24 protein-coding genes and 1 pseudogene are annotated in these 25,824 nt (G+C 57.8%); 21 read left to right on the top strand and 4 right to left on the bottom strand.

What is annotated here, in order from left to right; genetic code table 11:
* Nucleotides 1-10 precede the first annotated feature (10 nt).
* From IVB01_RS00410 to IVB01_RS00385, 6 genes are read left to right on the top strand one after another with little or no spacing between them, the layout of a single operon-like run.
* Nucleotides 11-871 carry a carbohydrate ABC transporter permease gene (locus tag IVB01_RS00410; protein ID WP_247494156.1) on the top strand — a complete coding sequence of 287 codons (861 nt, stop codon included), beginning with the start codon at nucleotides 11-13 and terminating at the stop codon, nucleotides 869-871.
* Nucleotides 868-1,809, top strand: a complete 942-nt coding sequence (locus IVB01_RS00405) for a ribokinase (protein WP_247494155.1) — start codon at nucleotides 868-870, stop codon at nucleotides 1,807-1,809. The genes IVB01_RS00410 and IVB01_RS00405 overlap by 4 nt, the downstream gene beginning before the upstream one ends.
* A complete protein-coding gene (locus tag IVB01_RS00400) occupies nucleotides 1,806-2,576 on the top strand; it encodes an SDR family oxidoreductase (protein WP_247301011.1) in 771 nt (256 codons plus the stop codon). Before IVB01_RS00405 ends, IVB01_RS00400 begins: the two co-directional genes overlap by 4 nt.
* Complete coding sequence (locus IVB01_RS00395; protein WP_247494154.1) at nucleotides 2,569-3,396, top strand: HAD-IIA family hydrolase; 828 nt, start codon at nucleotides 2,569-2,571, stop codon at nucleotides 3,394-3,396. The genes IVB01_RS00400 and IVB01_RS00395 overlap by 8 nt, the downstream gene beginning before the upstream one ends.
* Complete coding sequence (gene ugpC, locus IVB01_RS00390; RefSeq protein WP_247494153.1) at nucleotides 3,396-4,508, top strand: sn-glycerol-3-phosphate ABC transporter ATP-binding protein UgpC; 1,113 nt, start codon at nucleotides 3,396-3,398, stop codon at nucleotides 4,506-4,508. Before IVB01_RS00395 ends, ugpC begins: the two co-directional genes overlap by 1 nt.
* A 34-nt stretch (nucleotides 4,509-4,542) precedes the next feature.
* Nucleotides 4,543-6,318: a phosphoenolpyruvate hydrolase family protein gene (locus tag IVB01_RS00385; RefSeq protein ID WP_256464577.1), complete on the top strand. Its 1,776-nt coding sequence runs from the start codon at nucleotides 4,543-4,545 to the stop codon at nucleotides 6,316-6,318.
* Between the two features lie 28 nt (nucleotides 6,319-6,346).
* Here IVB01_RS00385 and IVB01_RS00380 read toward each other — a convergent pair whose 3' ends face one another.
* A complete protein-coding gene (locus IVB01_RS00380) occupies nucleotides 6,347-6,961 on the bottom strand; it encodes a hypothetical protein (protein ID WP_247494152.1) in 615 nt (204 codons plus the stop codon).
* 1,446 nt (nucleotides 6,962-8,407) lie between these two features.
* Here IVB01_RS00380 and IVB01_RS00375 point away from each other — a divergent pair.
* From IVB01_RS00375 to IVB01_RS00330, 10 genes are all read left to right on the top strand, one after another.
* Nucleotides 8,408-9,658, top strand: a complete 1,251-nt coding sequence (locus tag IVB01_RS00375; RefSeq protein WP_247494151.1) for a Tm-1-like ATP-binding domain-containing protein — start codon at nucleotides 8,408-8,410, stop codon at nucleotides 9,656-9,658.
* Nucleotides 9,645-10,475 (top strand): phosphoenolpyruvate hydrolase family protein, encoded by an 831-nt coding sequence (locus IVB01_RS00370; protein ID WP_247464233.1) that lies wholly within the window; start codon nucleotides 9,645-9,647, stop codon nucleotides 10,473-10,475. The genes IVB01_RS00375 and IVB01_RS00370 overlap by 14 nt, the downstream gene beginning before the upstream one ends.
* Before the next feature lie 31 nt (nucleotides 10,476-10,506).
* A complete protein-coding gene (locus tag IVB01_RS00365) occupies nucleotides 10,507-12,285 on the top strand; it encodes an FAD-dependent oxidoreductase (protein WP_247494150.1) in 1,779 nt (592 codons plus the stop codon).
* Between the two features lie 596 nt (nucleotides 12,286-12,881).
* A complete protein-coding gene (locus IVB01_RS00360; protein ID WP_247494149.1) occupies nucleotides 12,882-13,073 on the top strand; it encodes a hypothetical protein in 192 nt (63 codons plus the stop codon).
* A 763-nt stretch (nucleotides 13,074-13,836) separates the two neighbouring features.
* Entirely contained in the window at nucleotides 13,837-14,694 is an 858-nt protein-coding gene (locus tag IVB01_RS00355) for a branched-chain amino acid ABC transporter permease (protein ID WP_247494148.1), read from the top strand.
* Between the two features lie 3 nt (nucleotides 14,695-14,697).
* On the top strand, nucleotides 14,698-15,918 hold the full coding sequence (locus IVB01_RS00350) for a substrate-binding protein (protein ID WP_247464222.1): 1,221 nt from the start codon (nucleotides 14,698-14,700) through the stop codon (nucleotides 15,916-15,918).
* Nucleotides 15,919-17,007 (top strand): branched-chain amino acid ABC transporter permease, encoded by a 1,089-nt coding sequence (locus IVB01_RS00345; protein ID WP_247494147.1) that lies wholly within the window; start codon nucleotides 15,919-15,921, stop codon nucleotides 17,005-17,007. It begins immediately after the preceding gene.
* The gene (locus tag IVB01_RS00340) at nucleotides 16,994-17,728 is read left to right on the top strand and encodes an ABC transporter ATP-binding protein (protein WP_247335109.1); all 735 of its coding nucleotides are present in this window, start codon (nucleotides 16,994-16,996) and stop codon (nucleotides 17,726-17,728) included. The genes IVB01_RS00345 and IVB01_RS00340 overlap by 14 nt, the downstream gene beginning before the upstream one ends.
* Entirely contained in the window at nucleotides 17,721-18,416 is a 696-nt protein-coding gene (locus tag IVB01_RS00335) for an ABC transporter ATP-binding protein (protein ID WP_247494146.1), read from the top strand. Before IVB01_RS00340 ends, IVB01_RS00335 begins: the two co-directional genes overlap by 8 nt.
* A gap of 79 nt (nucleotides 18,417-18,495) precedes the next feature.
* Nucleotides 18,496-19,752 (top strand): amidohydrolase family protein, encoded by a 1,257-nt coding sequence (locus IVB01_RS00330; RefSeq protein WP_247494145.1) that lies wholly within the window; start codon nucleotides 18,496-18,498, stop codon nucleotides 19,750-19,752.
* Between the two features lie 865 nt (nucleotides 19,753-20,617).
* Here IVB01_RS00330 and IVB01_RS00325 read toward each other — a convergent pair.
* Complete coding sequence (locus tag IVB01_RS00325; protein ID WP_247494144.1) at nucleotides 20,618-21,613, bottom strand: hypothetical protein; 996 nt, start codon at nucleotides 21,611-21,613, stop codon at nucleotides 20,618-20,620.
* Between the two features lie 20 nt (nucleotides 21,614-21,633).
* Between IVB01_RS00325 and IVB01_RS00320 the strand changes: the two genes are divergently transcribed.
* Complete coding sequence (locus IVB01_RS00320; RefSeq protein ID WP_247494143.1) at nucleotides 21,634-21,909, top strand: hypothetical protein; 276 nt, start codon at nucleotides 21,634-21,636, stop codon at nucleotides 21,907-21,909.
* A 37-nt stretch (nucleotides 21,910-21,946) separates the two neighbouring features.
* Here IVB01_RS00320 and IVB01_RS00315 read toward each other — a convergent pair whose 3' ends face one another.
* Nucleotides 21,947-22,393 (bottom strand): DUF4268 domain-containing protein, encoded by a 447-nt coding sequence (locus tag IVB01_RS00315; RefSeq protein WP_247494142.1) that lies wholly within the window; start codon nucleotides 22,391-22,393, stop codon nucleotides 21,947-21,949.
* Here IVB01_RS00315 and IVB01_RS00310 point away from each other — a divergent pair.
* From IVB01_RS00310 to IVB01_RS00295, 4 genes and pseudogenes are all read left to right on the top strand, one after another.
* Nucleotides 22,362-22,622: pseudogene (locus tag IVB01_RS00310) on the top strand (transposase); the annotation flags it as partial. The gene IVB01_RS00315 and the pseudogene IVB01_RS00310 sit on opposite strands and share 32 nt — an antisense overlap.
* Nucleotides 22,623-23,236: 614 nt before the next feature.
* The gene (locus IVB01_RS00305) at nucleotides 23,237-23,443 is read left to right on the top strand and encodes a hypothetical protein (RefSeq protein ID WP_247494141.1); all 207 of its coding nucleotides are present in this window, start codon (nucleotides 23,237-23,239) and stop codon (nucleotides 23,441-23,443) included.
* A 4-nt stretch (nucleotides 23,444-23,447) separates the two neighbouring features.
* On the top strand, nucleotides 23,448-24,011 hold the full coding sequence (locus IVB01_RS00300; RefSeq protein ID WP_247494140.1) for a transcriptional regulator: 564 nt from the start codon (nucleotides 23,448-23,450) through the stop codon (nucleotides 24,009-24,011).
* A gap of 82 nt (nucleotides 24,012-24,093) precedes the next feature.
* Nucleotides 24,094-24,309 carry a hypothetical protein gene (locus tag IVB01_RS00295; RefSeq protein WP_247494139.1) on the top strand — a complete coding sequence of 72 codons (216 nt, stop codon included), beginning with the start codon at nucleotides 24,094-24,096 and terminating at the stop codon, nucleotides 24,307-24,309.
* Between the two features lie 210 nt (nucleotides 24,310-24,519).
* On the opposite strand, the gene IVB01_RS00290 is transcribed toward IVB01_RS00295, so the two are convergent.
* Nucleotides 24,520-25,134 carry a hypothetical protein gene (locus tag IVB01_RS00290; RefSeq protein ID WP_247494138.1) on the bottom strand — a complete coding sequence of 205 codons (615 nt, stop codon included), beginning with the start codon at nucleotides 25,132-25,134 and terminating at the stop codon, nucleotides 24,520-24,522.
* Nucleotides 25,135-25,824 lie beyond the last annotated feature (690 nt).

Raw genomic sequence — 25,824 nt, 5'->3', positions numbered from 1 at the left:
AAGGCAACACATGCGCTTCAGACGTTCGACTGCCACCAATCTGGTCCTGAACCTGCTCGTCTCACTGTGCGCATTGATCCTGGCCTTTCCACTTGTCTGGATCGTGACGATGTCGTTGAAGCAGCAGGCCGAGGTCATGGCCTGGCCGCCGAGTTTCGTGTTCTCGCCGACATTGGACAACTTTCGTGTCTTGTTCGATGTGGCGAAGGCGGGGGCGACCAGCTACGGAACCATCAAAGTCGATTTCCTGACACCGATCACGAACAGTGTCGTGATAGCGCTCGGCTCCGTTCTCGTCTCCTTAGCTGTGGGAGTTCCTGCGGCGTACGTTCTGGCGAGGCGGGATATACCCTTCAAGGAAGATATCGCCTTCTTCATTCTTGGATTTCGCTTTGCCCCGGTGTTTCTGGTCGTCATCCCGCTCTTCAGCGTTTTCCAGACGGTCGGACTTTATGACACCTATCTCGGCATGATCTGGGTCTATCAGGTCGTCACACTGCCGATGATGGTTTGGCTGAGCCGCTCCTACATTGAAGACATCCCAAAGGATATCGAGGAGGCAGCCGCGATGGATGGCGCGAGACCTTTCCGGGTCATGTTGCATATCGTGCTGCCGCTCTTGAAGCCCGGCCTGATCGGTGCCTCGTTGCTCATCTTTCTGCTTGCCTGGCACAACTTCGCGCTCGGTCTCATCCTCAGCTCGACCAAGGCGCCGGTGACGGTGGCTCTTCTCAAGCTGCTCAACCCCGGCGTGCAGTTCTACCCTGTCATGGCCGCAGGGTTGGTCCTGACAATGATCATTCCCGTCATTTTGATCGTTATCGGCCAGCGTCACCTCGAACGTGGCCTCACCTTCGGTGCCGTAAAATGAGTGTCAGGCCATTGATGTTCTTTGGAACGACAAATATCGATCTCTGCTTCAGTGTCGAGCGACTGCCAACGGCGGGTGAAAGCCTGATGGGCACATTGACCCGCAACCCTGGAGGGAAGGCCGCCAATCAGGCCGTTGCCGCTGCCCGGCTCGGGCTCAAGCCACACTTCTACACGCGTCTTGGCGATGACGAAGCCGGGCACTCCCTGTTGCAGTCGCTGCGCGAGGCCGGTGTTCGCGCGGATGCCATCAAGATCTGTGCGGGCGAGATCTCTGGTTCGGCCATGGTTATGGTCGGTGACGACGGCTCCAATATGATTGTCATCGACCCTGGCGCCAATCTGAACGTGACGCCAGATATGATCGAGGGCGCGGCGCAATTCATAGAGCACGATGCGATCGTGGTCGCCGAAATGGGCATGCCGATCGGAGCGCTCAATCGGCTCTTCGAAATGAAATGCGAGAAGGAATTTAAGCTCATCTTCAACCCGGCGCCGGTGCGGCCGGGGCTTTCATCGGCGGCCTGGCGAAGTGTTGATTTCGTGACGCCGAACCAGGCCGAAGCTTTTGAGCTGACGGGGATCGAGGTGTACGACTTCAACAGCGCCGCGCACGCAGCCATGAGGCTTGTTGATCTCGGGCCGAGTGCCGCGCTGATCACCCTGGGTGCACAAGGCGTATACTATGCCGATGCGGAAACGTCTTTTGCGCTTCGGGCCTTTCCCGTCAAGGTGATTGATACCACGGCCGCGGGAGATGCTTTCAACGGAGCGTTCGCCGCATCACTCGCCCAGCGGCTGCCGTTAAGGGAAGCAGTGAGGAAGGCGCTGGCCGTGGCCTCGCTTTGTGTGACACAGCGCGGCGCTCAAAGCTCCATGCCGAGCGCGGAGGCGGTTGACGAGTTTCTGAAGTCACAAACGATCTTGGAGTTGGAATGACTGAACAGTTCTCAGTTTTAGGTAGAACGGTGCTCGTGACCGGAGCCGGCGGCGGCATCGGGTCTGCCATTGTGAATGCATTTAGGGCAGGAGGGGCGAACGTCCTTGCCACTGACACCAACCTTGCAAACCTCAGAGACACTTTGGCAAGCTTGCGCTATGGCAACGGCGTCCTGCCGATGGCAATGGATGTCACTCGCGAGGAGGACGTCGCCCGGGTCCTCGATGAGATTGCCAAGAACTTTGGCCGGCTCGATGTGCTGGTCAACAATGCCGGCATCAAGTCTGCCCAGCCGCTCCTAAAAGGCAGTGCCGCGACGATCGAGCGCACCATCCAGATCAACTCGGTTGCTGTTCTGCGATGCTCGAAATTAGCGATCGAGCGCTTCATGCAAGCGAGGGGTGGCCGCATCGTCAACGTCGGTTCCTCACTGTCCTCACAGGGGGCAGTCTTCAACTACCAGGCCGGTGGCGCCGACTATTGCTTGTCGAAGGCAATCGTTCACGACGTTACCAAACTGCTTGCCTATGAATGCGCGCCCCTCAACATCAATGTGAACGCAATCGCGCCCGGAATCATCGATACGCCGATGCATGGACGTCCGCGTGAGGAGACCGAAGCTCGCCACAGCGGCCGGATTCCCTTGGGGCGGGTCGGGGTGCCGGAGGATATCGCAGGTCTTGCCGTCTTTCTGGCAAGTCCTGCAGCTTCCTATATGACCGGGCAGATCGTTCACGTGAATGGCGGGATGCTGATGAATGGCTAACACGGGCTTTCGCATCAACTGGCCGCCAATAGAAGGCATCATTTCGGATCTGGATGGCGTGGTCTATCGCGGGAGTGCTGCGATTGCCGATGCTATCCAGGTATTTGGACGATGGCAGGCGGCGGGACTGCCGTTCTGCTTCGTGACAAACAATTCAACGCACACGCCAGAGGACGTCGTCCGCAAACTGGAGGCGTTTGGCCTTGCCATTGCGCCGACAAACGTTGTTACGAGTGCTGTCACCACTGCCGAACTCCTCCGCGCGAAATACCAGGACCTTGCGCGTGTATTTGTCATCGGCGCGCCATCCCTCGTGAAGGCTATCGCCGACATGGGGCTCGAGGTCACCGATCGGAAACCTGATGCCGTCGTCATGGGGCTGGACCGTCAGATCACGCATGAAAAGATGCGGATTGCGGTGGAAGCGATTTTGGACGGAGCGGTGTTCATCGGTACCAACCCCGATCTCCTCTTGCCGACCGCAGGAGGTTTCGAGCCAGGAGCTGGCGCGACGATCATGGCCGTGGCTGCTGTCACGAAAGTTGAGCCCCTGATCGTTGGTAAGCCCGAGCCGCACATGATTGAGACGGCACTTGCGCGCCTGGGCACCGCTCGCAGTGCCACATTGCTGATTGGCGACCAGATTCCGACGGATATTCAAGCCGGGAGCCGTGCAGGGTTGCTGACCGTGCTGGTGACCACCGGCGTTCCGCCTCGAGAGGATTCATCACTGATGCCGCCCGATTTCGTCGTATCCAGTCTGGCGGAGATCGAGGTGGCGCCGGCGCTGGTTGGAAGCTCGCGACAGAGGAGAGCGTGATGGCCGATGTTCGTTTGGAAGGCGTGAGTAAAGCGTTCGGGACCATCCAGATCCTGCGGAACATCGACCTGGCCATCGATCATGGCGAATTCGCCGTCTTCGTTGGACCATCGGGCTCGGGCAAGTCGACGCTGCTACGAATGATCGGAGGGTTGGAGCGCATCAGCGGTGGTCGGCTCTTGATCGACAATGAGGTCGTCAACAATGTTGACGCGGCCGACCGTAACCTCGGCATGGTATTTCAGAGCTACGCTCTCTATCCGCACATGACGGTGCGAGAGAACCTCGCCTTTCCCCTAAGGATGGCCAAGGCTGCGAGGGCCGAGATTGATACCAAAGTCGTTGAGACGGCATCGCTGTTGCAGATCAATCATCTGTTAGATCGTAAACCTCGACAACTTTCAGGGGGACAGCGCCAGCGGGTGGCCATTGGGCGCGCGATTGTACGGGAACCCAAGGTGTTCCTGTTCGATGAGCCGCTGTCGAACCTTGACACGGAATTGCGGGTGCAGATGCGGGTCCAGATTGCCAAGCTGCACAGGCAGCTTGGAAACACCATGATCTATGTGACGCACGACCAGGTCGAGGCCATGACGATGGCCGACAAGATTGTCGTGCTCAAGGACGGCAATATTGAGCAAGTCGGAAGCCCGCATGATCTTTATCACAATCCTGCGTCCCGATTTGTGGCGGGATTCATTGGCTCGCCCAAGATGAATTTTCTCAACGGCCACATCGAGGCTGCACACGAGGCGGGCCTGGACGTCAAACTGGACGCGGGGACGACGGTCTCCGTGCCCGTCCAGCCGGATCAATTGCTCGTCGGCAAGCCGATCACGCTCGGAATTCGGCCTGATGATTTCTCTCCGTCTTCGGCGGTGAGGAAGGAGATCGCAATCGAACTCGACGTCGATTTTGTCGAGCATCTTGGCAGCGTCACATACATCTACGGCAACGCTGGAAATGAAACAGTGGTTGCAAAGGCGCCAAAGGCCGAGCCCCCCAGGGGGCTTGGCAAGGTTCGTCTTGCAGCCTCGCCTGTGGACTGCCATCTCTTCATGGCGAACGGAAAGGCGCTGCGACGGTTGCACGCGCCCGCAAATTGGGGCTAGTTATTGGACCTGCCGTGCAAAAAGCGGGGCCGGTATGCACACGCGGGCGGACCAGGTAAGGGGCGGCGGGATCAGGCAGTTCTTCCGGAACTCCCGTTCGTTTGTGCTGGGAGCGGGAATCGGATCGGGCATGACCGCAAGAGCGGCCGAACGCGCGGGCGCAGATTTCGTGCTCGCGCTTAATGCTGGTCGTTTTCGGGCGATGGGCGGATCGTCACCAGCCTCGATTCTTCCAATACGCAATTGCAATGAATTCGTGGCCGGCTTCGGCAGGACCGAGATCCTGCCTAGCACGAAATTGCCGGTGTTTTTTGGAGCCTGCACCTTCGATCCGCAGCTCGATATCGACCGGTGGCTTGAGCGCATCATCAGATGGGGCTTTTCGGGGGTCACCAACTTCCCATCTGTCATCCATATCGATGACTACAGGAGGTCACTGCTTGAGAAATGCGGCCTTGGCTACGAGCGGGAAATCGAGCTCTTGGTGAAGGCGGCAAAACGCGGCCTGATGACGATCGCCTATACGCGCACCCAATCCGAGGCAAGGCGCATGGTTGAAGCGGGCACTGAAGCCATCTGCATCAACTTCAATCTCAACCGGAGCATCGAAACCGGATCTGCCCCATCGATCAGCCTCGCGGAGCTTGCCGCGCGTGCCAGCGCCGTTGCGCGTGTGGCTCAATCGATTGACAGAAACGCTATCTGCCTGCTTGGCGGCGGGCCAATAACCAAGCCTGACGAACTCTTGGAGATCTGTCGCGAAACGGGTGTCCAGGGCTTTATCGGCGGCTCTTCGCTCGACCGTGTCCCACTGGAAATGTCAGTCCTCGAGGTGACGTCGGGGTTCAAGACCATTCACTTGTTGCGGGAGAAGGTCGATCTCCTGGAGCGCCAGCTTCAGTTAAGTGGGTTCAGACATGGGGTGATCGCACAGTCCTCAGTCATGAAGCGCACCCTGGAGACCGCAAGACGCCTTGGTGCTAGTCCCAACCCTGTGCTCGTTTGGGGCGAGGCGGGATCAGGGAAGCGGAGAATAGCAAGCCTCGTTCATTCCTTTAGCGACCGGAAGCACGTGAACGCGGCGCTGTTTCATTGTCGTCGGGGCCTCGCAATCGATATGATCGGTGCGCTGTTCGGCGCCGAGGCCGATGAGAACAGGAGACGCCAACTGTCGCTCCTGGAAGGCGCAAGCGATTCTGCGCTCTTGCTGACGCATGTCGATCAGCTGTCGCGAGATGGGCAAGAGCGTCTTGCCGACTATCTCGAGACAGGTACCTTCACGCCGCTGAACGGCGCATCCCTTGTAAGGTCAAACGCCCGGATCATCGCAACCGTAACGGTGGCTCGCGGAGCAAGCTTGGAAAGTGTTCTATGTCCCCGCCTTCTTGCCTTCTTTGCTGGGCTCGACATAGAACTACCCGCTTTGCCAAACCGGCTGGAGGACCTTCCGCAGCTCATTCAACATTTCACGGTGGAGGCGAAGGGAGTTTCGAACGCGCAAACGCTCGGGATAGAAAATTCTGCATTCCTGGCGCTCGCCGGCCATTATTGGCCGGGTAACTTGAGAGAATTACGCCAGATCGTCAACCAGCTGGTAATGCTGCCAGGTACCCACATTACAGCTGATGTCCTAAAGCCCCTTTTGAACGCGTCGTCACCCGCTAAGCCCATAAGTGCACTTTCCGAACGCGAGTGGATCATCGACGGTTTGAAACGCAACAGGCTTCACCGCGGAAAGACCGCCCGCTCGCTGGGGCTTTCAAGAAAAACCCTCTACAACAAGATCAAGAAGCTGCGGATATTGGAATAGGCTACTGCTCCTCACGTCCTTCCGGTCCTCACGTCTTTCGTCCCTGAGGCTTCGAACCGGTGCCCTCCAGGAGCGTGTACTTCGGCAACGACGATGCCTGGTCCTTAAAGCTTACCAGCTCCATCTCATCGCCAATTGCGTGGTTGAGAGCTTCTTCCGGAAAATGGATGATACCGAAAAGATGCGAGCCAAGTCGCCGCTCTGCCGCTGTGATCTGGGAATCATCACCGGCGGTGAACAAGGTCTTGAATCCGAGGCTCGCAAACCATTCCATCCGTCGAAGTTCGAGCTCCTGTCCGGTATCAACCGGCCTGCCTGCCGTCGACCGGTCAATGAGGGATGCAGGTGGGAAGTTTATGACCCCCGTGATCCCGGCAGCTTTCAACAAATCGGCAAGATCCTCCCAGCACGAGAAGGGATCGATCATGACGAGCCCCGCATAGACATCAGCGGATGCTTCTTTGTGGAGACTGCGCAGGTCTCGCGAAAGGCAGTCGTTCCAGTCAATGACAGGCAAGGTTGCCATGACGAGTTTGGAGCCTTCTGGAAGGCTGCGCAAAGAGGGCGCATAGATTTCCATGCAGGCGCCCTTGGCTGTACCCGAAAGGTGCGAAACAAGCTTGCCGATCGCTGTCGCCTTCACCGTTTCTACTCAATCTTACCCGTTTGAACGTTTACTGATCTTATACGTGATTTCAGCCCGTCTACACTACTTGTTGTTGGCAATTCGGGAAGGGTGAAGTCCTTTTCAACGAACACGTGTCAATGCCGAAATATTTGGCAGGCTAGCTCCGAAGAGAACCGAAGCCCGACGGGACAACGTGGCGCCGAACGTTAGCCGACTTCTTACCGAATGCGACGGGATCCGCTGGCAGACCGGTTCGTCTGCTTTCTCCCTAAAACTTGAGCCGCTGTTGGAGAGATCCAGCAGCGGCATTTTTTAGCCGTTCGGCAGTGTCATCGGATCGGCGCGGTCACAATGTACCAGGATCTTTTCGCCTTCAAGGCCGAAGGACGTCGAAGCCATCGCAAGCCGCGCGGCGAATCATCCCGCCGGATCGCGACGTGATGCGGCAACTGATCGAACTTGCGGACGAGTGGTTTCGTGTGATCCTCATGTTTGCGGCGTCATCCGCGTGTAGGCAGGTGAGCGTTACGTCGCGGTTCCCTTGCGTTGGCGGCATATCATGTCGAGCGCCGGCAAGTCCTCGCGCCGAAACTCGCGTTGCTACGTTCTGCATAAAGAAGACATCCCCAAGTCCCCGCCGGGGCTCGCGGACCATCTCGCGGCGATGCGTGCTGCGGGGCCTTGCAAGGCTGGCGGCAGAGCGCGCGCTTTCCTCAGGAGTCATGCCACGGTCGACAACGCGCGCGTTCGCGCCATGATCGACATCGCGAGTGGCGACGCGGTCGAGCCCGGCGTGAAGGAGCCGATCTGCCGTTGCTCCTAGATTTTCCCGCACCCAAGCTGCGCTCCTACCTGAGAGACTGTTATAGCGAAAAAAAGCCCTCAACGCGCTAGGCTTCGCCAACAGCCCCTTGAAATACGTCTATGTCGTCTGGATCTTGATCCGCTTACATAAATTCGAGGAGGACTGCTGGCGCGCCAATCAAGGCGACTTTCGAACGGCGCAAGTCCGAGTGCCTCGATGCGGCCCCAATGTGCCGGACCCCGGCTTCCACCGAGGACGCCGGCAAAGGATCAATGGGCAGCATTCACCACGGTCGCGGTCGATCCCGGACCGCTGGAGGATGTGGCCAATACCTTCGCCGAATTCTTGACGCCGCAGACAAAAGCCCATGCGCTGAAGGATGGGGCAGCGGTGTAGTCGGATCGATCATGGTTCTTCTCGATCATCACCATCGGCGGCAGTACATCGTCATCAACATGTCGGTCATGGTCATCACCGACGGGACTGGCTGTGGATGCCCCGCGCGATGTTGAGCAGAAGCGCAGGCTGACAAGTGGCTGGCAAACGCTTTCACCGCCTCTACCCAATCTTACCCAATTGCCCCTTTTACTCATCTTATTAGCGGTTTCAGCCCGGTCTAGACCACCTGTTGTTAAGAATGGTCCGGGAGGAAGATCGTGTCTCACCATTGCACGGACGACCAGGGGTCGATCCGGGACGGTAACCCGTCCGAGCTGGCGGGCGCGGTCGCGATCGTGGCGACCCTGGATACTAAGGGCGCCGAAGCGTCTTACCTTGCAGGTACCATCAAAGAGTGCGGCCGCAAGATCCTCCTGATCGACATCGGTACATCCAACTTGATTGCCGGGGACAAACAGGATGCTGACAGTGCTCGCGTCTCTTCGCCTGCCGAACTCTTGAAAGAGATAGCCGCAAGCACGCGCAAGAAGGTTGCTGGCCTCCTGCAATCAGGCGCGATCAGTGCGATCGTTGGCGTTGCAGGTGGAAAAGGTAGCGCGGCTTTCGGGGAGATCGTATCCGATTTGCCTTATGGCTTTCCCAAGTTGCTGGTCAGCAGCGCAAGGCCAGCCCTGCTCGCAGAATTGGCGATCCACAACGACATCATCATCTATCCGACGCTCGTCGATCTTTTCGGAATCAATGCCTTTACCGATCGGGTGCTGCAGAATGCAGGGCGAGCCATTGCAGCCATGCACTATGCGCCCGCTCAAGGTGCGCACAAAAGAAAGATTGTCGCGATCACAGCCTTCGGCGTAACGACGCCCGCGGCAAATCAGTGCATGGCGCGCCTTGCCGAGGCCGGGGTAGACGCGATTGTCTTTCCTGCCAACGGGGCCGGCGGGCGCAAAATGGAGCAGCTGATCGCGGCCGGTGAATTCGACGCAGTCATTGATCTGACCACAACAGAGCTCGCTGACGAACTCTTTGGGGGGGCCGCCAGCGCTGGACCCGATCGGCTCAAAGCAGCGTCGCAGCAATTGATCCCGCAAGTGATCGCACCTGGCGCGGTCGATATGGTCAATTTTGGTCCGCGCTCGAGCATTCCTGATCAATTTCGCGGCCGCCAGTTCTACTCCCATACGGCCTACACAACGCTCATGCGCACAACGCCTTCCGAGAACGCGAGCATCGGCCGGCTCACGGCCGAGCGGCTGTCGCGGGCAGAGGGGCCTACCATCGTCCTTTGGCCCGCGAATGGCGTTTCCGATTACGACCGCGAAGGCGGCATTTTTTGCAATCCCGAGGCCGACAGGGCTTGGCTGGACGCGCTGAAGGACAATCTTGCCCCGAAGATCGCGGTCCGCGAACTGAACTGCCACATCAACGATCCCGAATTTGCCGAGGCCGCCGCGAGCTGGATCCTCAAACAATTGGGCACGGAGGCTGATTGTAATGCGAATGTTTGAGCGCAATGAAATCCTGTCCAGGATCGCAAGCCAGATCGAAGAACGAAAAGCGGTCCTTGCGGCCGGAAGCAGCTGCGGCCTGGTCGCGAAATGTGCCGTCCTCGGAGGGGCCGACATGCTGGTGGTCTACAGCACCGGGCTGTCGCGCCTTATGGGGCTTCCCACGAGCCGAATCGGCGATTCCAACGCGCGCACGCTCGAGCTTGCGGCCGAAATCCGCAATGTCGTCTCTTCCGTGCCTGTCGTGGGTGGCGTCGAGGCGTGGGATCCTCTCCGGCTCGACCTTGACGCGCTTCTCGACAAGTTCTGGGCGGCCGGCTTCTCCGGCGTCATCAACTATCCGACCATCTCCACCATGGGTGAAAAATGGCGTGAGCGCCGAGGCCGCGTTGGGCTCGGCTTCGAGCGAGAGGTCGAGATGATTGCGACTGCCCGCAAGAAGAACATCTTCTCGCTGGCCTATGTCGCACGCGCCGAAGACGCCAAAGCCATGACGAGTGCAGGTGCCGACTGCATCGTCCCCCATGTCGGGGCAACCCGTGGCGGGCTCATGGGCCATGAGGATGGGCAGTCAATTCAAGAGGCGATCAGGCGCATTAACGACATCAACACGGCGGCACGAACCGTTCGCTCCGATGTCATCCTGCTTTGTCATGGCGGGGCGATCGCCGAGCCGCAGGACACGATCGAGGTCTACCGGTCGACTCAGTGTATCGGCTTCGTTGGCGCCTCCTCCATCGAAAGAATTCCCATCGAACGGGCGGTGAAGGCCGCGGCAGGGGAATTCAAAGCTGTCCCGCTCCCGCGACATCACTGACGTTCATCGGAAATCTTGCAGCGAGGCTGGAATGGATAAGCCGATCGGCCGATCAGGCAACGATAAGACAATCACATTCCCCCGAGGGAACAGGCTGGATCATGATTGGGAGACCGATGTACTCGTGGTCGGTAGCGGTGCGGCCGGACTATCAGCGGCGCTCTATGCGGCAAAGGCCGGATTGCGAGTTACGGTATGTGAAAAATCTCCGCGAATCGGCGGCACCACGGCGCTGTCGAACGGCATGATCTGGGTTCCTTGTTCGCCCCACGCGCGGTCTGCTGAAATCGATGACTCGCTTGCGAAAGCAAAGACCTACCTGCAGCATGAACTTGGCATCCATTATCGGGCAGGCTTTGTTGAGGCCTATCTTGAGGACGGTCCAACTGCGCTCACAGCACTTGAGAACGGGACAGAGGTCAAGTTCACGCTGGCGTCTGTGCCCGATTATCACTCGAGCCAGGTCGGCGGGGTTGACAAGGGCCGGGCGCTCAGCCCTGCACCCTATGATGGAAGGCTTCTAGGCAGCGATTTTGATCTGATAGGCGACCCTATTCGTGTTGTGCTCGGCGGGATGATGATCTCGTCCGGCGAGGTGAGAAGCTTTCTGAACCCGTTCCAATCGTTTGCTTCGCTCAAGCATGTCTTGCGTCGCCTCAGTCGCTACGTAAGGGACCGCCTAAGTTACAGGCGTGGCACCGAGCTCAGCGGAGGCAATGCCTTGATCGCGCGGTTGCTCGCGAGCCTGCGCAAATACGACGTAGAGATTTGGCCGGCCTCGCCTGTTATAGACCTCATCTTGGAAGAGGGGCGCGTCACGGGGGCAGTCGTCAAGCTGATCGATTCTGAGGTTCGCGTGTGCGCCTCGCATGCGGTGATCCTGGCAACGGGCGGTTTTGCTCATAACGCGCAATTGAGAGCCGAGCTAAGCGGCCCTCACCAGCATGACGACACGCTGGCCCATCCCGATGCCACGGGAGATGGCATTAGGCTTGCGACCAGGCGCGGAGCTGCAATTGACAATGATGTGGCCTCTGCCGGCTTCTGGACGCCCGTGTCGATCCTGAAGAGCGGCAGCTGCTCGCAAATTGTCCCGTACGGCTGGCTCGACCGTGGCCGCCCGGGCGTCATTGCTGTGGGGCCAAATGGCAAGCGCTTCGTCAATGAATCCAATTCGTACCACGACATCTGCCTGGCAATTTTCAAAGGTGGATATCCGGCAGACAAGCGATTCTACTTCATCTGCGATCACGACTTCGTCCGCTTAAGAGGCATGGGACATTTGCTCCCCTGGCCCTGGACCTTGAGCATCGACAAATATGCAAGCCTCGGATACATCAAGGTGGGGAAAACGATTGAAGAGCTTGCGAACCGGTTGGGGCTAGACCCTGCTGAGCTTCAAAAGACGATCGAGGAACATAACGCCCACGCCGCCGAGGGGCGCGATCCGCTTTTCAAACGTGGAGAATCGGTTTTCAACCGCACGCAGGGCGATCCTGCCGTGGGAATGAAAAATCCAAATCTTGGAGCAATCAGAAACGCCCCATTTGTCGCGCTGCCGATCGTGCCGGCAACGCTCGGAACAGCGACTGGATTGGCAACTGATACTGACGGCAAGGTCCTGGACGAAAATGGCAGGCCGATCATGGGTCTCTATGCTTGCGGCAATGACATGACCTCGCCAATGCGTGGAATCTATCCCGGAGCAGGCATCACGATCGGTCCGGCCATCGTCTTCGCATACCGCGCCGTGAACAGCATCCTGCTGTCGGCTCATCAGGGGCAAAAGGCTGCGGCTTCTAGAGCTTGACGGTGAAGTTCAGGTGCGTGGCGGCATGTATTCGCTGGGGTCGCGAAAGACATGATCCAGACATCAGTGGCAAGCAGAGATCGCTCTGAACGACGCCTTCGGACGCCCCGTCATACAGAACTCATCTCTGAGCGAGGTGGCACTCTCGGCGTTAGAACAGACGCAACTCTTTGGGATATCCAAAGCTCGTCTGGGCTGCATATCATCTCGCGCTTTGTTATTCCGCAGTGAGCCACGATCTCTAACAACACCAAACAAAAACGCTTCAGCCGCCGCAGCAGTTGAGCAAGAACGTGGACGCGGCTACGAAAGCGGTGACGGCTGCCCAGGCGTCTGGTTCTTGGCGACGTTCACATCCTGGCCAGGGAGTCCGATCAGGATGTCGCTGTCTTGGGCGATGATCTTGTGACCCTTGGAAAGCGAGTCCCGCCTTTGAGCTGAAATGTGAAGCCAAGTTCGTCAAGCCCGTAAAGGCAGTGCATGATCCAGTAGTCCTTTTCAACCAGGGCCGGAGCAATGCCCTCCGTCCGCCACAATCCGAATTAGATCCGCCAACTGCGGATGTTTGTGGAGGAAATCACGCGGCATGTAGTTCGTTGCCCCTCAGCGAACCTTCAAAGAACTTCTTGGCGCGTTCACTTCCGTATGCGCTCACCGCACGACGCAAACGCTTCTGGTCGGACTCGGCGGTTCGCTCCGCCGCGGCGCTTGAGCACTTCATCCTAGGCCTCGGCAAGCTGATCGATGTTGTTGACGAGATCTACGAGCAGGAACTCCTTCGTCAGTGACTTCGGGAAGCGTTGCCTCATGCGAAAAGCAAACTCGCGGTTGCTGAGCTCAAACTCCCTATGGCGCTAATGATTGTAGCTCACGGTTTTGTCGTAGAGCTGCGTCGTGCCCACACCGAGACTGTTGTAGGCGGTTCGGCGAGGCCAGCACAAACGTGTTGTCTTCAGAAACGTCCTTGCAACTTTCTTGTCGTAGGCTGAGCCTGGGAGGCTATTTTCCGCTGTCTTTCAATCATTTTGGGGCAAGGACGGGCGCGCCTGCAACCCGAAGGTCACATGCTTGCGCTTGAGCTCGCGGGCACCAAACAATGAAGCAGTCAGGCTCGGCGACCTTGCGGCGACCAGGCGTCGCGCCAGGCACCCCGCGCAACAATTGCTCCAGCATCGGCACGTTGTCGACCACCTCAATGACTGAGCCATCTTGCAGCACGCACATTACGTAGGTGATATGGCGACAGTTGCTTGCTCGTCGAGAGCTCCGCTACCGCAAGCACAATGCCGCTTATCAATGCCGCATTACCCCATATTACTCAGATTGCGTTGCGCTCCTGCTAGGCGAACTCGCCCTGCATATCGTGAATAAAACGTCGATCGGCGAGCCATCTTAAGAAACGCACCATCGGCCGCACCTTCAGGTGCCGGGATGAAACCTTTCAGGAGCGCCTCGTGTCACCAGCCCTTTGCATGCCAACCGCAGCTCACGCCGTCGATCAATCTGGACCGGAGGATGCGCTCGCAAGTCCGAGGAATGTGACGTAGCGACATGGATACGCTGTTTATCGCCGCGTTCGAAGTCTTGAGCTTCGGCGCCATCGTGGTGCTGGTCGTGCTCGGTCTCGGAATCATTGCCAGCATGATGGGCATCTTCAACTTCGCACAGGGCGAGTTCGTCCTGCTCGGTGCCTACATCACCTATCTCGTGCACAGCATCGGTTTGCCGGTCGCGCTAGGCATGCTCGCCGCGCCTATTGCGGTCGGCGCGCTCGGGCTCGCATTGGAAAGACTCGTGGTGCGACGGTTCTACGCGGCGCCGATCGTCGCCATGCTCGGCACCTACGCGCTCGGGTTAATTATTCGTGAGGTCGTGCGCGGCCTGACTGGCGGCTTATATCTCTCGGTGCCGGAGCCGGTCGGTGGGTCCATCACCATCGGCACGCTGCATTTCGCCACTTGGCGCTGCGTGATCGTTGTCATGACCGTGCTCGTGATGGCCGCCAGCTATGCGCTGATCGCCTACACCTCCTTAGGCCTGCGGGTCCGCGCCTCGCTGGAGAACCCGTCGCTGGCGCGGGCCTCAGGCATCTCCACCGGCATGATTTACAGCGTGACCTTTGCGTTTGGTGCGGCACTCGCGGGTCTGGCCGGCGCGCTGATCGTACCGCTCTTTTCGCTGTTCGCCGATCTAGGCATCCGCTTCGTTATTCAAGGGTTCGTCGCCGTGATGGTAGGCGGGGTCGGGTCCTTTGCCGGCCCTGTCGCCGGCGCCAGCGCAATCGGCACGTTCAGTGCCGCGCTGCCCTGGCTGATGTCGCCGGTGATCGCCGACGTTCTGGTTTTCGTGCTCGCCATCATTTTCATTAAGGTCCGGCCGCAAGGCCTGGTCTCGGGAAGAGGGGTTTAACTGATGATCAACGCCAGCCAACAACTCAGCCGCCGCCGTTTTCTTCGCAATTTCGCCTTCGCCTCTGCCGCTATTGCAATCGGCCCGGGCAGCTGGGTGATCCGCCCGGCCTGGGCCAACGCCGCGGAAGGCCCGATCAGAGTCGGTATCGCCACTGATCTTACCGGTTCACTCGGCTTTGCCGGCAATACCGACGCTAATGTCGCTCGCATGATCGTCAAGGAGATCAATGACAAAGGCGGTCTACTGGGGCGTCCGATCGAGCTCCTTATCGAGGACACGGCCTCCAACGAGTCGGTCGCAGTCGGCAACGTCCGCAAGTTGATCCAGCGAGACAAGGTCGACCTGGTGCTCGGAGGCATTTCAAGCTCGATGCGCAATGCCATAAAGGACGTCATCATCTCTCGTGGCAAGACGCTCTACATCTATCCGGAGGGCTACGAGGGCAAAGAGTGCATGCCCAATCTGTTCTGCACCGGGCCGGTACCGGCTCAGAATTGCGACCAGTTCATTCCCTGGTTAATCAAGAATGGCGGCAAACGTTTCGCGATGCCGAGCTCCAACTATATCTGGCCGCAAACGATCAATGCCTATGCGCGCAAGGTGATCGAGAGCAATGGCGGCGAGGTGATCTTCGAGGAGTACTATCCGCTCGACCAGATCGATTTCTCCTCCACGGTGAGCCGCATCATCTCCAACAAGGTGGACGTGGTGTTCAACACCATCGTCCCTCCCGGCGTCAGCCCTTTCTTCAAGCAGCTCTATGGAGCGGGCTTCTCCAAGAACGGCGGGCGGCTGGGCTGCGTCTACTATGACGAGAACACACTTGTAATGAACCAGGCCAATGAGATTGAAGGTCTCGCAAGCAGCCTTGACTACTACAAGGCTTTGACATCCGAGGATCCGGTGAGCGCCAAGATTCAGGCGGCGTACGACGAACAGTTTCCTGCCAAGTTCCGGTTCTCGGCAGGCAGCGCCGCCACTGGCACTTATCGAGGACTGAAGCTGTGGGAAGCTGCGGTAAAGGAAGCTGGCACGATTGACCGGGTCGCGGTAGCTGCTGCCCTGGATCACGCCAAGATCGAGGAAGGTCCGGGCGGGCCGGCGGAGATGGTGCCCGGCAAGCGCCACTGTAAGATGAACATGTACATCGGTGTGGCGAAGGGCGGCCAATACGAGATCGTAGCCCGTAGCGCCGGCCTGGTCGACCCGAAGGAGTGCTGAATGTCTCAGGTATCGTCGACCAGCACCGGAACCCGTGCAGCGTCCTGCGTGATCGAACCGTCGCAGACCCTCACTATCAGTGCGTCTGCAAACGCCGGCCGCCAAGAGGTGCTTCCAGTTATTGAAGTGGCGGTGCTGATCATCGCCGCGGTCGCGCCGTTGCTGCTGCAGGACTACATCACGGTGTATGCGACGCGGGTGCTTATTCTGTGCCTCTTCGCATTGTCGTTCGACTTGGTGTGGGGCTATGCCGGGATCTTGAGCTTAGGGCAATCGTTGTTCTTCGGCATGGCCGGCTATGGCGTGGCACTGCTTTCACGGGATTTCAACGTGGCGTCGATCTTTGCCGTAATTCCGCTCGGTACTCTGATCGGCTTCGTTGCTGCGTTGCTGCTGGCCGGTTTCCTGCTGCTCGGCCGCCACGCCTCCAGCATCGTCTTCGTCTCGCTCGGCACCATGACCGGAGCTTACGCGGCCGACCGGCTGGCGGGCGGTTCTTATTACCTTGGTGGTCAGAACGGAATCCCTTCGATCCAATCGATGAGCATCGGATCGTATGCACTGAGCGAGGGACCGGCTTTCTATTACTTGGCGCTGGTCATTCTGATACTGGTTTACCTATCGTCGCGCTTTCTGTTGCGCTCGCAGTTCGGGCTTGCGCTGGCGGGATTGCGGGAGAACGAACAGCGCATCGCATTCTTCGGCTACAAAGTTCAACACCTGAAGGCAATCATTTTCGCAATAGGTGGCGCGATCGCAGGCATTGCCGGAAGCCTTTATGCGTTCCATGAGGGCTTCGTCTGGACCACCATGCTGGGGGTCGTGATGTCGACCCAGGTCGTGCTCTACGTCCTGTTCGGCGGCTCTGGGACATTGATTGGTGCCGTGATCGGCACCGCAATCGTCGAGGGCCTTAGTTTCTGGCTCTCCGACAACTATCGCGACATCTGGCCAATCATTCTCGGCGTCTTGCTACTGCTCGTCATCCTGTTCCGGCCGCTCGGCCTGATCAGCCTGGTGCTCGGTGAGCGGGAGCGTGTCGGTACCTTCGGCCCGAGCCCGAAAGAGATACGTAATGCCGCTTCTTGAAGCCGCCGGAATATCCAAGGTCTTCGGCAAGCTCACCGCGCTGGACGGTGCCGCGCTCACAGTTGACGAAAACGAGTTTCATGGCCTCATCGGCCCGAACGGCTCCGGCAAAAGCACGTTGATGAAGTGCCTGGCCGGGGCGGAAGTACCGACACAAGGAAAGGTGAGTTTCGCCAACACCGACATCACCGCGTTCACACCGACAGAGCGTGCAAGGGCGGGTATGAGTCTGAAATTCCAGATCACCTCCGTACTACCGGCGCTGACGCTGTACGACAACATCCTCCTCGCGCTGCAGGCCCAATCCTCGCTGCTCGATCTGGTGTTCTCGCGTACTCGAGGACGACTGCACGATAAGGTCATGATGATGCTTGACCAATTCCGCCTTGCCGATCGAGCCTTTGATGCTGCGGCTGCGTTATCGCACGGCCAGCAGCAATGGCTGGAGATCGCGATGGCGCTCGCAGGCCATCCGCGCCTTCTGCTCTTGGACGAGCCGACCGGCGGCATGAGTCTCGAGGAGCGTCGCGTCACCGGCGAATTGCTGCAGCCGATTAAACAGCATTGCTCGCTTATCATCGTCGAACACGACCTGGATTTCATCCGCGACATTTGCGACCGCCTGACGGTGCTTGATCAGGGCAAGGTCCTGGCGTCAGGTACCGTTGCGCAAATCCAGGCCAACAAAAACGTCCAGGAGATTTATCTGCGCCGTGCCTGAATTCCTCGATATCAAGTATCTCGACGTTGGCTATAGACGCAGCCAGGTCCTGTTTGGCGTCAATATCGCCATTCCCTTGCGCGGTGGTGTGGCTATCCTCGGTCGCAACGGCGCCGGAAAAAGCACGCTCATGAAGGCCATCGTCGGCGAGCTGCCGATCTGGAAGGGCGAGGTGCAATTCGATGGCCGCGACATCAAGCGTTGCCGGACCGACGAGCGGGTGCGCGCCGGCATTGGCTACGTGCCGCAGGAGCATTCGGTGTTTGCGCGCCTCTCGGTGCGCGACAATCTCGCGGTCGGATCGGTTTTCCACCGCGATACATCGGCCGTAGATCGGGTAATGGGAATGTTTCCGAAACTCGGCCAGCGCCTGGATCAGCCGGCCGGAACGCTGTCCGGCGGCGAGCGCAAGATGCTGGCGATCGCGCGCGCGATGCTGGGAAAGCCAAAGCTGCTGTTGCTGGATGAGCCGACCGAGGGTGTCTGGATCGGCGTTGTCGAGGAGATCACCGAGCGCTTGAGCGAGCTTGCCAGGGACATCGCCGTCATCATCGTCGAGCAACACCTCGATCTCGCAATGCGCGTAGCGGATCATACGTATGTGCTCGATCGCGGCCGCGTCGCGCTGTCGGGGCCATCGCAGCAGTTGCGCGGCGACCCCCGTCTTTTGGCGTATCTGGCGCCATAGGAGCATCGCCCCGGCTCTCATCGCGCGGGCGGAGAAGCGGCTTCATCGACTTCCATACAACGACTGTGCGGGACGGACAATGTCTGATGGAATTAACCAATTTGTTAATGCGTGCGAAGTCGTCGATGTGCATGAACATCACATGCCCGAGGTCGCCCTCAGCCGCGACGTAAACCTGCTGAAACTGTTTCAACAGAGCTATGCGGCTTGGACAAACTATGTCCTGCCATCCGAACCTAAGGCGACTAGCAGTATGATATCTGCTGCAACTGAGCCGACCACTTGGGAGGCCCTTGCGCCATTCTTGGAGAAGAGCGGCTCAAACGCATTCGTCCGTAACCTCGTGGGTGGAATTGCTGACCTTTACGGCGTTGCTGACAACGGAATTACGCGTGAAAACTGGGAGGCGGTAGACGCTTCAGTACGCTTACGCCACAAGGATCCGAAATGGCCAAGCGAAGTCATTGGGCGCGCCGCCATCAAGAGGATCGTAACGGACCCTTTTCTCGACCCATTGCTCGACCCGCGCCCGGTCCTTGGCGACAGATACGACGCCGTCCTGCGCATCAACGCATTTGCCTTAGGCTGGCATGCTGAATCTCGCGATCACAATGGAAATTCCGGACATACGTTGCTTGGACGTCTCGGCATGGAGGTGAAAACCTTCGACGATTATTGCGCCGCGATCCGCGAGCTCGTAGCCGGATGCGCCGGGCGCAATCAGATTGCGCTCAAGAACGCGCTCGCCTATGACCGGGATCTAAGCTTTGATGAACCGAACGAAGAGCTGGCTCGGCAGGCGTGGGGGCAAATGTCGCCGTCCCCTGGAGCGCGCAAGGCTTTCAGCGACTTTGTTGTCGACTTGTTCTGTCAACTCGCAGCCGAGGCGGATCTACCCGTTCAAACTCACCTCGGGACCGCGATCATAAGCGGTTCACATCCCTTGCGGATTGCCCCCCTGATTGAGCGTCATCCTCGGACCCGTTTTCTCTTGATGCATTTGGCCTATCCCTGGAGCCGGGATTTATTGGGAATGGCGTTTGTGTACCGAAATGTTTGGTTAGATTTGTGTTGGTCTTTTCTGTTGAGCCCATCTCATTTCAAGCTCGCGCTGCACGAGGCCATTGAAGTCTTGCCGGATGAATCGCGATTGATGCTCGGAGGAGATTGCCTCCACGTTGAGGAGACGTTCGCGGCGATTCAAAGCGCGCGCCAATTGGTTGGCGAAGTTCTGGACGAGAAAATTGCGAGCGGTTACTTTCGATCCCGCAACGCCGAACGATTGGCGGTCAGGATCCTTTGCGAGAACGCGACCGAGTTTTTTGGAATGTCTTGATTATGGGGACGAGTAACAGGTTTTGACGCTGTTTGTCTTGGTTCGAATCTAGGTTCCCCAGCCACATTCCCGGCGTTGTCTTGAGCATTTGCTTATTTGGTTGTTTTCTAGCGGGGGAAACGGCGTACCCCAACGATGCCCGCAAACGCTTGCCCCTAACGCCTCCTCCCTAATAGCTGAAATTCAATGCGCGGCCGGATGAGTGCCGCCGCCAGACCGATCCGGAGTTTTGCAATGCGACTAGTCACGTTACTTGCTCCCTTACTGTCCGTTCTGGCTGTCTCAAGGGGCTTCAGGGAAGGAGTGGGAGGTTTTCGGGCTCAAGCCGAATATGTCGATGAAGGATGCTGCTCCTGTCATGGCCACGGCTTGTGCTAGCAAAATTGACAAACTTCAGCCTCCGACACCCGCCGAGAATTTGGACGTTCGATTTTGCAGGCGGGCCGATGGGGCATCGCTCGAAGTTTGGTTTAGATGCGGAAAGCTATTCTCGACGTTCGTCCGTAAGAGGGTCGACAGTGGCAATGAAGCAATGCGAGCCTTAACCGGTGAATGCCTCCCACCGAAATCAATTGAGAGTGTCGGTGAACGACGGATCAGCTTCGGTTGTTCCGAGAGTGGCTCTGCGACAATTTGAGTTTACTGAGATGGGAGAACGCCTCACTCTAACTCGGAGCTATGTATCGGGAAGCACGACTTGTCCCTGAAGTTCTCCGGGCCACGCCAACTGCAAGGAGAGCGTAGGGCACATGCGAGGGGTTCTCGTTCAAGCCGGCCGCGAAGATGATGACACCGATAGAAACCCCGGTGGATTTGTCGGGGTTGGCTTGGCGTGTGCCTGAGCTCGCAACGGGTGGACACACCGCTAGGGGGCGAGATCACACAGCTTGAGAAACTGCGGGGAGAAGAAGACATCCACCTTCGCGCCGTCCTGGTGAAATTTGTAGCAATGAAGCTCAACCCCGCATTCGCCGACCGCTGCAACGAGCGGATCGCTAGGTGAGCCTGGAAGAAGCAGAATCCGACGGTGACCGGAAAGCCGCGGCAACAACCTGGGATAAAGGGTTAGCTGACCTATGCCCTCGTAAACGTCTGCCGCCGCGACACCGGTTTTAATCTCAAGCAGCAGCTTCCCAGCTTGGGTTTCGACTACACCATCAACCTCGTAGCCGTAAGCGTGCAGGGGTTTGACCAGTTCACGGCCATCCGCGTAGAAGAGGCCCTTCAGCTTCTGCCAGACCTCGCCGTGGATGCGCCATCGCTCTTTGCGGCTAACCGTAGGTTGCCCCACGATCTTGCCGCCTTTCTCGGGCGGACCGAATAACTCGACGAGGCGCTTGGCGTCCTGCTTTGCCGTCGCCGCAGCATCGGGGTTCCTAGCGAGACTGCACCGATCTACAAAGCCCGCCGTGTTCTGACAGATTTCCGCTGCCGGGCGGTCAAGCGCCGTCACTATGAACCAGGCCCGTTTTGCTGGCTTGCCTTCTATCGTTATCGCAGCGGGCTGAAGGCCAGTTCGTTCTTCGAAGTCAGGGCTCTCTATGCGAGCAGATTGGGCATTCTTGTGCAGCGTGCCTTGTCTAAGTAGATAACGTTGCCCGGCTGAATCTCGCGCCACGCCGGACAAGGGATTTTCTGTTCCTTGCTCGGGCTCGTTCAGCTCGACAGTCCAATGATCACCAGTAGGATCTAAACCGAGGTTGATATCATTCCCATTTATGCGGAAGTAGATCTTTCCAGTCGGAAGCCACCAAACGCTAGCGAGCCTCTCGCCGTGCTGCTCCATAGCATTTCGCCAAACCGAGAAAGCATCACGGATGTCATCCAGGTCAGTCAACAATTGAAGCGATTCTTGGACCATTCATCCTCTTGGATTCTACTTTGGCCGCGCGTGCCGATTTCCAGGGAAAGCTGCTGACGCCACCATCCACCACCTCACAAAATCTTCAGACCGTAAGCGAGGTGCCAAGCCGAATTCGTACGAGTTTTCGCACTATCAAGGCACGCCTCACGGTCGATTCCCTCCCGAGCATCCTTGATATTGAACTGCGAACAGGCGCCAATAAAGTTGGCGTAGCGATAATTTTCGAGCCGGACCACTGCCGCCCCGAGCCACACAACCGAGATCATGAGCGCCGCAATCTCAAGAAACAGTAAAGCCTTCCTTTACTGACGTTCCCATGTCGTTCAAATCCTAGACGGAGGGCTGAGCATCGGCTTGGCCGACCTCGATCTCCTGGGCCAGGTTCAGATTTCTTACTCGGGGGCCGAAGGCTTTCCTAAACTTGTCGACCTCATTAACTAGCCGGTCGATGTACTCCGGCCACTTCTCCCGTTCATAAAGGTCTGCCTCGCGAAAAAGCGAGATGATCTTGTCATCATTCTCGGGATTTGGATTCCACTGCAATTTATGGCCGATCTCGGCTTCGACGGCGGAACGATGAGCAAGCAGCTGGGGCAGAGCAGCTTCAGCAACTTTCTCTCCGAGGTACACTCGCACGCCGATGCGGCCGTCAGCTGTGTTCGCAATGTTCGACAGATATATGTTTGAGCTGCTGCCGGTTTGATGGACACCAGGATTTGGTGTTTCATGAAGCCGGAGGTGGGCGATGAAGAGACGGAAGTTCAGTCGCGAGTTCAAGATCGAGGCGGTCAAGCTGGTTAGGGAGCGCGGGGTGTCGGTGGCGCAGGCCGGGCGCGACCTGGATGTTCATGAGAACGTACTGCGCAAATGGGTGAAAGAGTTCGGCTCCGATCCGGTGCAGGCCTTTCCCGGCCACGGGCAAATGAAGCCCGAGCAGCGAGAGATCGAGCGGCTGCGCCGTGAGGTCGCCAAGCTAAAGGCCGAGCGGGATATCCTAAAATGCGGAACGTCTTTGAAGTCAGAGAATTCGTCCTCGACCTTTGGTTTGCAAAGCCACGATATCTCTCGCGCACCCGAGACCAATTAAGCTCTTAGCCGCTCCGCCGTCGGGAGTAGGAGGCACTGGAATGCAGCAGGGTGCGCATAGTCGGAGACAGCGTATCCGAAATGGAGCCTTCCTTCTACTTGGCTTCATGGGGTGGTGCAGGGGCCCATCCTCAATATCAGCCGCACCGCCCGTGTCTGTGCCGAGCCGCCTTAACGCCCATAGGGCTTGGGCAGGCCGGGAAAAGCGCCGAAGGCGGGGCTTGATAACTCATCGGCCGCAGGCGGGACGAAGCCACAACAGGCTCTCAGCCCAAACCGGAGCCGACTAAGGCTCCAACAGCTATCCCGAGTGTCATGTAGATCCCATACGTCAGCTTGCTCATGGACGCGCTCCGTTTGCCCATGGGTCGTGATTTGTGATTCGGCGTCAAGCCTGCGAGGTCAAGCAAAATCGGCATTTTTGCCCTTTTCCCTCAACCGCAATGTTTCATCGGTGGATAGGACTCTCAAGCTTGCGCTTCGGTGAATCCGAGGATGATAGATGGTCTCCGTCTAAAAAACGGAGTGATTCGCATGGAGCAATTGCTGAAACGCTGGTGGGACGGGGAGTATGTGCCGCCGCGCAATGACCCCAACGGTTTGGTTTTCATCCTGCAGGGGGCCTACAAAAGGCACTGGACTTCGAAGGCCGCACACGTTGTGGCCGAGTTCTGGCTGAAGTACTGGCAGTGGTGCATGGGCTTCGGCCTCGCAGTTATCGGCCTTATCTGGAGACATTGAGTTCGTGACTGAAGCGGAAAAGGAGAACCGGCTTGACGCTGTCAGGCGCGTGAGAAAAAGGGTTCTCGCGCTCGAAGAAAAGTATCCCCACCTTCATGGATTTGGGGAATTTCTCGACGACTTCAACAAGGAAACCGAGCGTGGTGCCGCGCTAGCCGCAGCAGCTTTTATCGATGACCTTCTGCAGCGAATATTGGCGGCGTTTCTTGTCAACAAGGCGTCGGCCAACAAATTGCTTTCGCGGTCTAACGCGCCCCTATCGTCCTTCTCTGCTCGAATCGCGGCCGTCCGAGCCCTTGGCTTGCTGTCGGAAACTGAATGCCAAGAATGTGAGTTGATAAGAAAGATCAGGAATGAATTCGCCCACCAAGTCAAGATGTCGTTTGACGACAAAAAGATCCAGGGCTTGTGTTCGTCCTTGACCTACCGAGCAAAGCCCTATGCTGATGTGGCGGTAAGCACGCGGGGCGCATTTACGACGGCTGCTATCGCGCTCATCGTTAACCTGACTAACCGGCCAAACCATGTAGCTCGCCAAAAGCTCACCGCGAAAGATTGGCCACGGTAGAGCAGATGACTCCTTACACGAAAAAGCAGAATCCGCGGACACCGCCGCCGGTGAAGGGGGCCGCAAGGTCATCTTTGACTTCATGGACCTCGGCCTGAACGATATGAAGTACACGCTCGAAGCCACGCATCGTGTATACCAAAATGCTCGCAAGCCTCACGATGAGCTGATGGCGCGGGAGTTTCGACGCTTGGACCGCGAGAACGATCGTAGCAAGAAAAGATCGCAATCTGATATGGACGGGCAGGAGTTCGATGCCCCGCTGGATGCCCGAGGAAATGAAAGAGCTGTGGCTTAAAAGCCCAAACGCCTTCTTGATTGGCAAACGATGAAATGGCCCCGGTGCTGCATTGTGCTCGACCCTAATTCCATACGCGTAGCATGCGGGTCATTGAGGGGTTCGGCGTAACCTGGATTAGCGGTTGGAAAGATGGCCAGAGGTGCGTCTGGACTGACGACGAGGTGACACTGACAAAGTTCACTATGACGTTTGGTTACGCCGCGGAAATCACCGATCGGAAGTAGTAGGCGTTTCTTCCACATGCTCGATGAAGGTCAGGCCGCCTTCGCCGTGGTCCATGGCTTGGAAAACGGTCAGCCCCGAGTTCTCGAACATCACCCTCCAAGCCGCCTCCAGGTCCTCGTAGGCCGCAAGGACGATGTCAGGGGTGCAGGTTTTCTCCCATTCAGGTCCTATGTCATAGCGCTTCCCGTCCAGCGCTCCGATCTCCGCTTCAACGATCTTGTCCATTTCGAAGGTCTGCGGCTTGGCGTGTGCGAACACGTCCCGCAGCTCTTTCAATGCTTTCATGCTGCTAAACGGTCTCACCGACCAGTCGGGCGCCAGCTTTAGCGCCGAAAACACCTGCTTGATCTTGTCATTGATGGCCTGGCGCTCGTGCCATGGTTTGATCAGCTCGGCTCCGAAGAAATTGAGGTAGGCCTCAAAGGCGAACGCGATCATGGTGGAGCACGCCATGCAGTCAAAGAATAGTGCATCGCGCGTATTCGACGCCAGCTTGTCCTTGATGATGTTCTGAAAATAGAAGGCCGCGCTGTCGAGATCGTTGTGCGGACGAACATGCCGGGTCTCCTGAACCCGCGCCCTTATTCTCTTAGCCATTCCCGCCCCCTATTGCGTTGCCAAGCCAACTTGGCCGTCTTCGGCGTCTAGCCGTAAAGATTGCCCCTTTAAACCTGCGCAAAGATCGTTGGGTAGCCTGTGTAATTCTTTCCAGGCGATATCCTTAGGCCACATGCCCGCTCAATCAACTGATGGGCGATCCACGCCCGATCTATTACGGGGCAGTACAGCAGAGATTTTGACAAGAACTGGATCAGTTCATCCTCACTCATCAGCTGCGCACCGTAGAAGTGATACGATTGCCCAGAGTGGGCGAGATAGCCCTTCATCTCCAATGCTTCGGCTATTTGCCGGATAAGCAAGTCATTGTGAGCCGACTCTCTACAGTGGAAGTCAAGCATTGGAATGTGTCGCTTTACTCCATCTGAAACATCGCACCCTCGATGAGAGAGCGAGGGTCGTGCCGCGGGCTAGGGAATCAACAAGCGCAACGAGCCCTTCCACAGTGACTCTTTCTCTCGGTATAAGCTCCGCAGTATCGCTTTGTCGATTGTGCCTTTTCGCGAGGGTGAGTAGCGTCTGGGCTGCAACATCCCTAACGCTGATGAGTTGTAGGAGGCACTCCCAGAAGGGTAGGCATGTGCTTGCTCTCAAATCCAATGCATCCGCTACCAAGATCCGCTCGTCTTCGCTGAGCGCAGCGTTCTCTTGGATTGGTGGCGAGGCGAT

This window comes from Bradyrhizobium sp. 164 (assembly GCF_023073715.1).
Lineage (GTDB): Bacteria > Pseudomonadota > Alphaproteobacteria > Rhizobiales > Xanthobacteraceae > Bradyrhizobium.
Note: the sequence above shows the minus strand (reverse complement) of the source record. Positions and strands in the feature narration are given on the sequence as shown.